A 9,453-nucleotide genomic window follows, 5' to 3' on the forward strand; every position below is an offset into this window, starting at 1 on the left:
TCACCTCACAAAGATGACGCGCGGCAGCCGGGCGCAGCGTTCCATCGCGTCACCGCCGGTCGTCAGCGCCGGCCAGGCGATCACTTCCGGGGTGTCCTCATCGACGACGATCTTAAACGAGTCGCTGCCCAATTGCAGGTAGGCCACCAGTTCGGCCAGACCCTGCTGCAAGGGCCGCGTCTGCGTCAATTCGCGCAGCGTGACTTGCGCGCGATCCTGCAAGGCGTGGCGAATATGGTGGGCGAGCGCCGCGCGGTCCACCATGATTTGAGCGTAAAGCCCGGCGGCATCGCAATCGGAGTCGCCCGCCTCCAACGCGACATCCGCGATCAGCGGCTTGCGCGCCGGGGTGAACAGCGGACGCTCCATGGGCAGATCCACCGCGGCGGCGGACTCCGGGATCTCCATCACCGCACCCGGTGGCGGTGTGTCGCGCAGGGCCAGGGCCTTGGCCTCGATCCCATGCAGGATGTCCATGATACGACGATTCTCAAGCCACGCCTGATCGTCCAGAAAGCGCCGCAGTTGCTGCGAGAGTTGCGCCACCGTGCGCTGCGTATGCTCGCCGGCCTCCAGCCAATCGTAATGCACCCGTCGGGTGCGCGCATCCGGATGCAATGCCGCCACCGGGGGCAACTCGACGACCCGCGCCAGCAGTTCGGTCAACTCCTCTTGTCGGCGGCTGGACATCAGGAAATCCCAGAAGGCCCGGAAGCTGCGTCCCTGGTCGGAATCGGCGATCGCATCGCGCTCACCCATGATCTCCTCCAGCAACGCCCCCTTGGCACCCTCCCAGAGCGCGATGCGCTCGCGCACCCGCCGATCCAGCAGGCGAAAATTGTGCTCCACCTCACGAAAGTCGGTCAGCAGGTCGCGGGCCAGTTGGGTGAACTGCTGGAAGCGATCCTTGAGCGCGGTGTCGTCCAGGAGCGGCACGTCGCCCGCCGCGACCCGGCCGATCTCGGCATCGATCTCGTCGCGCCGTTTCTGCAACTCGGCGATACGCTTGGCCGGGTCTGACTCACTACCCTCGGACATCTGCTTGAGCAAAGCAAACAGCGTCAACAGGCGTGACTCGGTGCCGACGAAACTGCGTTCGGTCAGTGTCCCCAGCCAGGCGATAACCTTCTCGGTCGCGGGTGTCAGGTCGAATTGCGGTTCGTCCGACTCCCGGGCGTAAAACTTGCGCAGCCAGCCCTTCTCCGGACTGGCCCAGTCATTCAAGTAGTTGAGTGCGGACTTCGGGAAGGCGTCCGCGCCCAGGCGCGTGCGCAGTTCGTACAACGCGTCCTCCAGGGCCTCGGCCAGATCGGCCGCCCCCATCACCCGCACATTCGGCTCAATGAACACGCGCTGAAGAAAGCTCGCCACCAGCGCGGCATGGTCGGACCGCAGCAGCCGCCAGCCGGGGTGGTGGGTGCGCAGGGCTTCGAGGGTGTCAAAATCCATGGTGGTTGTCGGTCCAGGGTCGCCCGTCTCGAAGCTACTCTAAGTCTTTTCCGCGCGTCAGGTAAAGGCAAAGAACAGGCGGCCCGCAGGCCGCACCCTCAGGCGCGCGGGACCGCCCGAGAACCGGTTGGCACGGCCGGCGTTCGGCCCGACCACCCAATACCCCAGCGAAGACCGAATTGAACGACGCTTGGCGACTGGTCGATACTTGGACGGCAGGTCGGCAATGCGATACCACAGCTGCCGACCGTCGCGGGCAGCGCTTTCATCCTCGACGAACAGGGGCGATCCGATGACCGAGTGTGTGCGGGTACTGGTAGTGGATGACGATCCCGATGTCCGGGAGCTGCTCAATGACTACCTGTCGGAGCAGGGCTACGAGGTGCTTTCGGCAGGCGACGCGGCCACTGCCCGGGCGTTGCTCGACCAGGCGGCGCCAAGCGTGGTCCTGCTCGACGTCGGACTGCCGGGCGAAGACGGGTTGAGTCTCGCCCGCGCCATCCGCGAGCGCTTCGACCTCGGCATCATCATCATCTCCGGCGCCGGTGAGACCGTCGACCGCATTGTCGGATTGGAGGTCGGGGCCGACGACTACGTCGCCAAGCCGTTCGATCTGCGTGAGCTCAAGGCGCGGTTGAAAAGCGTGCTGCGCCGCTATCAGCGTCCAGTCCAGACCGGTGTTCCATCCGGGACGATCGAAGCGCCCCCGGCGCAGACCCGCAGGGTTCCCGTCGGTACCGGGGTGCTGGATCTCGACAGCCATCAATTGTTCGATCTGCAGGGCGGCGAGATCCCGCTGACCCGGATGGAGTTCGAGCTGCTGAAGGTGTTGACCCAGCGGCCGAACCGGCCCTTCAGTCGGGACCAGATCCTGAACCTGACCAGGAATCGCGATTGGGGGCCGTTCGACCGCAGCATCGACATCCATATTGCGCGCCTACGCCGCAAGATCGAGCGCGATCCGGAGAAGCCCCAGAGCATTCGCACGGTGCGCGGTGTTGGCTATATGTTCGTATCCAACCGCGGTTGAGGCGCTTCGGCGCCACCGGTTTGTTGTTGTTTTGTTTCATTGGTTGCCGCTCGGTTTCAGCGGCGTCCCGCGCCCGGCCCGCCTGATAGACTCGAAGCAATTCAGCTGAGGACATCATGCAAGCCGGTCATTTACACTCACCCGCATCGAGCCCCGAAACCCCTGAACCCGACGCCTCGGACAACGGCATCCCGGCCGTCTCCCCCCGCATTCCCGGCGGCGAGGTGCGCGAAGAGGCACTGCGCAAGAGCGAGGACCGCCTGCGCGCCACCATCGAGGCCGCACTCGACTGCATCATCGGCATCGACGAGCAGGGCCGCGTCGTCGAGTTCAACCCGGCGGCCGAAGCGACCTTCGGCTATCGGAAACGGGAGGCGTTGGGCCGAACGCTCGCCGATCTCATCATCCCCGAGCGGCTGCGTGAGGCCCACGCCGCCGGTATGCACCGTTACCTGGAGACGGGAGAGCGGCACTATCTGGGGCGCCGGGTCGAGATGACCGCCATGCGGTCGGACGGCAGCGAGTTTCCCGTCGAGTTGGCCATCGAGGTCGCGGAAGGCCCCGAAGGTCGAATCTTCATCGGCTATCTCCGCGACATCACCGAACGCCGGCGCTCGGTGGAGGACCGGATCCGGCTTGAGAGCCAGTTGCGTCAGGCGCAGAAGATGGAGGCCATCGGCCAGCTCACCGGCGGCATCGCGCACGACTTCAACAACATGCTCACCAGTATCATGGGTTACCTGACGATGGCCCGTGAGCGCACGGAACACTACGGCGACGCCCGGCTTGCCAAGTACCTGGATCGGGCGGAACGCTCCGGTCAGCGCGCGAGGGACCTGATTGCGCAGATGCTCACCTTCAGCCGCGGTCAGCGCGGTGAACCCCGCGCGCTCCAACTCGGGCCCCATCTCGCCGAGGCCATGCGACTGCTGACCTCGATCCTCCCCTCCAGCGTCGAGATCCGCAGTGAATTCGCGCGCAAGATCCCCTGCGTGCAACTCGATCCCCTGCATGTCGAGCAGGTGTTGATGAACCTCTGTATCAACGCCCGCGATGCCATGGAGGGCAAAGGCACGCTCACCCTCGCGCTGCAACCCGTGCATGGAGGAGCCTGCGTGTGCGCTTCCTGCCACCAGCCGGTCAAGGGCGCCTTTGTCGAGTTGGCGGTCGGCGACACCGGCCCCGGCATTGCCCCCGAGGTCCTCGACCGCATCTTCGAGCCCTTTTTTTCCACCAAAGAGGTGGGCAAAGGCAGCGGCATGGGTCTGGCCGTGGTGCACGGCATCGTGCATGAGTACGGTGGACATATCCTGGTCGACACGGCTCCCGGCCTGGGTGCGACCGTGCGTGTCTGGTTTCCCGCCTGGTTCCCCGACACGCCCGACGCCGACGGACCGGACTCCGGACCGGACAGTCATGACGCCACTGCCGCACCCGCCGGTCTGCACGGCCGGGTACTGCTGGCCGAGGACGAAGCCTCAGTCCGGGAGTTCATGCAAGACCTGCTCGGCAGTTGGGGTTTGGCGGTGGTCTCGGCCGAGAACGGGGTGGAGGCCTGCGAACGGTTCGCCGCCGATCCGACCGGCTTCGATCTCGTGGTGCTCGATCAGACCATGCCGCGCATGACGGGATTGGAGGCCGCGGCGCAGTTGCTTAAGCACCGCCCCGACGCCCCCGTAATCCTTTACACGGGTCACAGCGAGCACCTGACACAGGAACGCATCCGCGGCGCGGGTATCCGTGCCCAGGCGCGAAAACCTCTCGACGTCCCCGCCTTTCGTGCGCTGGTCGAGGAACTGTTGCCGGCCCGACAGACCCGATAGGTGACGGTTCAGAAGCAAGTGTACCGATGCGTGAACGTCATCAGCCGTAGGTAAGGCAAAGCGCAGCGTGCCCGACCCGCGCCGACAGGACAGGGAGCGTTTGAGCACGCTGCGCTTTGCCCAGCCGACCTGTTCATGTTGCTCTTGAATTGATCCCAGCCGATCGGATGCGGCGCAGCGGCTCTCTGCTTTACCTCCGCGAAACAATCCGCATACAAATCCGGACCGTTCGGAAATCCGTTCGATACGTATCCTGAGTAACCTTCTCCTCAGACGCGGCCTCGCGGCATTGTGACCAAACACGCGAAGCAGCGTCAGCCGATGATAGCGGCCATTCCGGTTGCTATTCGGATCCAGGTATCAATCGAGGAGAACACCGCCATGATCGCCTTCAAGCAAGCTCACTTCCCCCGTCGTTGGACCGCGCTGGCGGTCTTGCCGCTGATGCTGGCCGGTTCCGGCATCGCACAGGCCCAACAGCCGTGGACCTCGGTGGGATCGACAGGGGTCGTCGACGAGCAGGATCTATCACTGTTCGATTTCGTCAATGCCGAGGCCCGTGTGGTGTCCACCGCACCGGCGCCGTCGACGCTGAATCTTCGCTACAACGTCGTAGCGCTCGAGGAACTCAACAGCGGCTTCAATACCCCCTACCGTTTCAAGGCTCGGCTTCGCGACAATGGTGCCGGCTCACAGGTAGTGTTGAGGCTAAGATCCGCCAGCTTCGCCACCGGGCTTGCTACCACGATCGCCACGATCGACAGCAATGCACTCCCGCCGTCGCCTTCGTACCGGAATCAAGAGGTGTGCGTGCTGCTCGATTTCGATTTCGTGAACAACGCCTATTTCATTGATGCGGATCTGATCAAGTCAAGCACGGCAGGCACGCCCGCGCTCTCGTTGATACAGATTGATGAGGCAAACTGCGCCGGCTGATCATTACACCTCGATTCGGCCGTTGACCGCGTCGTGCAGCATACAAGGGCATGAAGCGGATTCCTGAATCGCTGATCGCGCAGAACAAAGCGCGGCGGCTCGTGTAGAGTGGGAGAATACTGCTTCACACACTCAGAGGACTGAACGCATGGCGTGGATTCTGTTGCTTGTGGCCGGGGTACTTGAGGTTGGCTGGGCCATCGGGCTCAAGTACACGGAAGGATTGACACGGCTCTGGCCAAGCGTCTTCACTTTCGCGGCAATGACCGGCAGCGTCGTCTTGCTCGCCATCGCCATGAAGTCGCTCCCAGTGGGCACCTCCTACGCGGTGTGGGTGGGAGTCGGGGCTGTGGGAACAGCCATCCTGGGCATCATGCTGTTCGGTGAGTCGGCCAACGCAGGTCGCCTGGCAAGCCTTGGTCTCATCGTGGCGGGGATCATCGGGCTCAAGCTGGCAACGCCGGGGTAGTCGGCCGTGGTCTGGGGGATTCCGGGGGGGGATTCCGGGGACAGTATACTCAACTCCATCCGGCGGGTGCGAAGCGGCTCGACCGCCGATTCCGCCCGTCACCCCGAACGCGCTACCTTGGCAAATCCGACCGCCCCGCCAACCATTCATCCAGGCGATGCCGACCGACATGCCAACCGCGAAGTTGCGCCCGGTGGTGCCCAGGGCCACGGCGATGCCGCCGGTCAGGTACTCGCAGGCATGGTCGCCAACCCCTTCCACCACCGCGGCGACCCCGAGTTACGCACACCGAAGCGCTCGCCGGCCACGGTAGATGTCATAGCAGGGGCGCAACGGATGCTCGCATGACCGGTGGCGAAGATAAAATCCCGTCAGCCCAACGAGCGCGCCAGATCCGCCGCAGTGACGACCGGAACCTCACCATAGCGCCCAGCCGTGAAATCCTTAGCGACCGGATCGACCTTGGCGCGGGTGAGATAGGGTTGCAGCCTCGGGCGAGTGAGCACGTCGCGCAACTCTGCAAGGGTCTCGGAGCTGAACACGGCCGTGATGCGGCCGGCGACAATGGCATCGACGATCTTGCCTGGGACGCCGGCCTTCGAAAGTAGACCGGAGATCAGGATATTGGTGTCAACGATGGCTCGCACGCTCGTCCCGAACAGCATCGACCAGCAGCGCAATCTCGGCCGGATCGAACGCGTCGTCGGCGGCGGCCAAGCGCAGCCGCTCGACCATAGCTTGCAGCGCGTCTCTGGCCTCGGCCTGGTCCTCGCACTCGATGATGATACCGCCCTTGATCGGGCGGACGCGCACCTGATGGGATAGGCCGCTAAGATACTCCGGCGGAATGAGCAACCCACGGTCCTCGATCTGTAATGCATTCATGATTTTGACGCGTTCGCCGCTGGGGCCTTTGATGGCGATTGCTCGATTGTAACGTTGCTTTCTTGGAAATTTTGGGATGGTAGTTTTGGGGACAGGGTAGTTTTGGGGACAGTATACTCAACTACATCCGGTGGGTGCGAAGCGGCCCGACCGCCGCTTCCGCCCGTCACCCCGAACGCGCTACCTTGGCAAATCCGACCACCCCATCAACCCCTCATCCAGGCGATGCCGCCATGCCAACCGCAAGACACTTTCTACGGGCAGGGGGCAGGGCTTGCACTCACGCAGCCGCGCCGGTAGGAGGAAACGCATGATTGAAAGACCTGATCCCACTCCTCGCTTGCCCATGCCCCCAGGCTCGGAGACCGCATGACAGCGCTACATCAACCCACGGCACTATTCCCCGACCTCCTGCAATGCGTCGGCCATCAACGAGGGGCTGAGATACAAGCCATCGCGGATTAACCGCTCAACAACCGGCCGCGCGGCGGCTATCCAACCCATACGCTGACGACTATCCGGTCAAGCACACCAATTCCTCGCGTAACTCCGCAATATCGGTCTGCACCGCGGACACCCGGCGGCGGTAAAGCTCATCCAAGAATCGGGACCGACTAATAGCGAGGATGTCGGCTCCCTTGCTTTGCGAGATACGCCCCTCAGCGTACCACTGCACCACGGCGGCGGTCTTGACCTCCGCCGCCAATTGGCCCGGTCCCTGATGCAGCACGGACATGGTACCGGCATCAAAATCGAGGACGATTTGGATCATTGATGCACCTTGATAAAAACGTTACTCGGAGGTCACGGGGCGCGACAAGCCGTCGTGCAAAGACGAAGGGATTCCACGGACATTATACTCAACTACGTCCGGCGGGTGCGAAGCAGCCCGACCGCCGCTTCCGCCCGTCACCCCGAACGCGCTATCTTGGCCAATCCGACCGCCCCATCAACCACTCATCCAGGCGATGCCGCCCGACATGCCAACCGCAAAGTTGCGCCCGGTGGCGCAAAGGACCACGGCGATGCCGCCGGTCATATACTTGCAGGCATGGTTGCCAACCCCTTCCACCACCGCGGCGACCCCGGAGTTGCGCACACCGAAGCGCTCGCCGGCCACGCCGCGCCAAAGCGCTGCTTGAACCAGGTCTACAGGTGCTTGGACCACTGCGACAGCACCGACGGCGGATTGTCCGCACCCATCGAGCCGATGAGACGACCAGCGACCACCGGAAACCCGCATCGGACTTATAATCGCCCCCACCGCACCGTGCGTTCCGAGGCTCGCCATGACCCGACACCTGAAAGCGATCTACGAAGGCGGCGTCTTTCGCCCTCTTGAACCGGTCGAGATCGCCGAACACCAGGAAGTTTCCCTGCTGGTGGAAACGCCCGACGAGGAGCCGTCCGACGCATCAGCGGAAACGCCCATCTGGGAGTATGCCGCGCAACTGATGCGTGAGATCCCCGAGGACGCGCTCAACGCGCTGCCGACCGACGGCGCTTCCCAGCACGACCACTACCTTTACGGCGCCCCGAAACGCTCCTGAGCGGAGCAGGCAGGCCGCATGATCACCATGGAGACTCGGCGCTGGCATCCGGCGTGCCGGCGGTCTATATTGCGTACGCAAATATTCAACAACTGAGGTTGTCATGAGCCTGCGTGTCGGTATGCGTGAACTGCGGGAAAAACTGGCCGATTATCTCGAATCGTCGGTACCGATCGAGGTGACCCGGCACGGCCAGACCATTGGCTTCTACATTCCGGTGCCTAAGCGTGCGAACCAGTCGGAGCGCGATGCCATGCTCGACGCCGGTCGTCGGATGCAGGAAGAACTGATCCGGCTCGGTATCACCGAGGACGAACTGGTCGCGGATATAAAGGATTGGCGCAGGTCGCGGGATGCAGTCTAAACGCCTCGTCATACTGGTCGAAGCCGAGGCTTGCGCCCGCATTGCCCAGCGAGATGAGAGAGACCGGCCGGCGCTGGCGGCTGCTCTTCTACTGGACTGCCCAGTCTGGACCGAAGACCAGGATTTCTTCGGGACCGGCGTTCCGACTTGGACGACAGCAACGGTCGAGATTTATTTGAGGGCACCTTGACCAATTTGCTGAAGGTTCAGTAGAACGGCACTGGGTCCGGTAAGACGGATTGCCGAGAACTGGGTCGATCTGACGCCCATCGAAGGTGACATTCCCGAAACGGCCGTACCGGTCAGGTCTTGCAATGACGCAGTCGCGCCCGGAGGCGGAAATGCGTGATTGCAAGACCTGACCCCACTCCTTGCGTCTCGAATTCGTCAACGGGACCGTGGCGAATGTCGTCGCGAGCCGTGTCTCGGACAAACAGACCCGTCGCATCCGGGTCTTCCAGCCGGGAGCCTACCTGTCACTGGACTTCATCGCGCAAACCATCGACAGCGCCGGTCTCAAAGAACGGCCGGGGGCCGCCCGCCCCGAAATCGTGCGTGAGCGTCTCCAGATTGAAGCGGTCAAGCCGCTGGACCGGGAACTGGCCGCCTTCGTGCAGTCGGTCCGCACCGGCCGTCCGCCATTGGTAGACGGCGCCATCGGGCTGAAAGCGCTAGAGGTCGCGCTGGAGGTTCGCGCCCGGATCGGGGGCTAGCACTTGCGAGCCGACGATGGAGTCGCGCAGCCGAGCGTCGCTGGTGCGGGGTCCGGCGAACGGCTGTCCGCGTAGCGAAGTGACCAGCACGCGCTCGTTGTCGAGCGTGTACTTTGCGTGAAAGCGGACATCTGAAATTTGCGTTGACAGGGTCGTGGCGGCCTTGATCATCGTTCCGGCCAGCCGAGGCACCGGCCGGCTGGAGTCCAAGGCTTCAGCCTTGGATCGGCAGGC

Annotated in this window: 12 protein-coding genes and 3 pseudogenes; 8 read left to right on the top strand and 7 right to left on the bottom strand. The window is 63.5% G+C overall.

Going from position 1 to position 9,453, the window contains the following annotated elements; translation table 11 throughout:
* The gene (locus QZY03_RS26390) at positions 1 to 1,449 is read right to left on the bottom strand and encodes a DUF3375 domain-containing protein (protein ID WP_295586306.1); all 1,449 of its coding nucleotides are present in this window, start codon (positions 1,447 to 1,449) and stop codon (positions 1 to 3) included.
* Between the two features lie 292 nt (positions 1,450 to 1,741).
* Between QZY03_RS26390 and QZY03_RS26395 the strand changes: the two genes are divergently transcribed.
* From QZY03_RS26395 to sugE, 4 genes are all read left to right on the top strand, one after another.
* On the top strand, positions 1,742 to 2,479 hold the full coding sequence (locus tag QZY03_RS26395) for a response regulator (protein WP_295586309.1): 738 nt from the start codon (positions 1,742 to 1,744) through the stop codon (positions 2,477 to 2,479).
* Positions 2,480 to 2,595: 116 nt separating this feature from the next.
* Positions 2,596 to 4,302, top strand: a complete 1,707-nt coding sequence (locus QZY03_RS26400) for a PAS domain-containing hybrid sensor histidine kinase/response regulator (RefSeq protein ID WP_295586311.1) — start codon at positions 2,596 to 2,598, stop codon at positions 4,300 to 4,302.
* Between the two features lie 381 nt (positions 4,303 to 4,683).
* Positions 4,684 to 5,238 (top strand): hypothetical protein, encoded by a 555-nt coding sequence (locus QZY03_RS26405; RefSeq protein WP_295586314.1) that lies wholly within the window; start codon positions 4,684 to 4,686, stop codon positions 5,236 to 5,238.
* A 148-nt stretch (positions 5,239 to 5,386) separates the two neighbouring features.
* Positions 5,387 to 5,707: a quaternary ammonium compound efflux SMR transporter SugE gene (gene sugE, locus QZY03_RS26410; RefSeq protein WP_295586317.1), complete on the top strand. Its 321-nt coding sequence runs from the start codon at positions 5,387 to 5,389 to the stop codon at positions 5,705 to 5,707.
* 207 nt (positions 5,708 to 5,914) lie between these two features.
* Here sugE and QZY03_RS32275 read toward each other — a convergent pair.
* The 5 genes and pseudogenes from QZY03_RS32275 to QZY03_RS26435 form a co-directional block, all read right to left on the bottom strand.
* A pseudogene (locus QZY03_RS32275) lies at positions 5,915 to 5,971 on the bottom strand (hypothetical protein); the annotation flags it as partial.
* A 107-nt stretch (positions 5,972 to 6,078) separates the two neighbouring features.
* Positions 6,079 to 6,354 carry a putative toxin-antitoxin system toxin component, PIN family gene (locus tag QZY03_RS26420; RefSeq protein ID WP_295586323.1) on the bottom strand — a complete coding sequence of 92 codons (276 nt, stop codon included), beginning with the start codon at positions 6,352 to 6,354 and terminating at the stop codon, positions 6,079 to 6,081.
* Positions 6,338 to 6,592 (bottom strand): hypothetical protein, encoded by a 255-nt coding sequence (locus QZY03_RS26425; protein ID WP_295586326.1) that lies wholly within the window; start codon positions 6,590 to 6,592, stop codon positions 6,338 to 6,340. The genes QZY03_RS26420 and QZY03_RS26425 overlap by 17 nt, the downstream gene beginning before the upstream one ends.
* A gap of 514 nt (positions 6,593 to 7,106) precedes the next feature.
* On the bottom strand, positions 7,107 to 7,364 hold the full coding sequence (locus QZY03_RS26430) for a UPF0175 family protein (RefSeq protein WP_295586328.1): 258 nt from the start codon (positions 7,362 to 7,364) through the stop codon (positions 7,107 to 7,109).
* Positions 7,365 to 7,550: 186 nt separating this feature from the next.
* Positions 7,551 to 7,721 (bottom strand): annotated as a pseudogene (locus tag QZY03_RS26435) (hypothetical protein); the annotation flags it as partial.
* Positions 7,722 to 7,881: 160 nt separating this feature from the next.
* On the opposite strand from QZY03_RS26435, the gene QZY03_RS26440 reads away from it, so the two are divergent.
* The 4 genes and pseudogenes from QZY03_RS26440 to QZY03_RS26450 form a co-directional block, all read left to right on the top strand.
* Positions 7,882 to 8,142: an antitoxin family protein gene (locus QZY03_RS26440; protein ID WP_295586330.1), complete on the top strand. Its 261-nt coding sequence runs from the start codon at positions 7,882 to 7,884 to the stop codon at positions 8,140 to 8,142.
* Positions 8,143 to 8,245: 103 nt separating this feature from the next.
* Positions 8,246 to 8,506: a prevent-host-death protein gene (locus QZY03_RS26445; protein WP_295586333.1), complete on the top strand. Its 261-nt coding sequence runs from the start codon at positions 8,246 to 8,248 to the stop codon at positions 8,504 to 8,506.
* Complete coding sequence (locus QZY03_RS32280) at positions 8,496 to 8,696, top strand: PIN domain-containing protein (protein ID WP_363170102.1); 201 nt, start codon at positions 8,496 to 8,498, stop codon at positions 8,694 to 8,696. The genes QZY03_RS26445 and QZY03_RS32280 overlap by 11 nt, the downstream gene beginning before the upstream one ends.
* A 184-nt stretch (positions 8,697 to 8,880) precedes the next feature.
* A pseudogene (locus tag QZY03_RS26450) lies at positions 8,881 to 9,219 on the top strand (gfo/Idh/MocA family oxidoreductase); the annotation flags it as partial.
* On the opposite strand, the gene QZY03_RS26455 reads toward QZY03_RS26450, so the two are convergent.
* Positions 9,178 to 9,453, bottom strand: a 276-nt coding sequence (locus QZY03_RS26455; protein WP_295586336.1) for a hypothetical protein, incomplete at its 5' end; no start/stop codon positions are given. The pseudogene QZY03_RS26450 and the gene QZY03_RS26455 overlap by 42 nt on opposite strands.

It is taken from the genome of uncultured Lamprocystis sp. (assembly GCF_903933125.1).
Taxonomy (GTDB): Bacteria; Pseudomonadota; Gammaproteobacteria; order Chromatiales; family Chromatiaceae; genus Thiodictyon.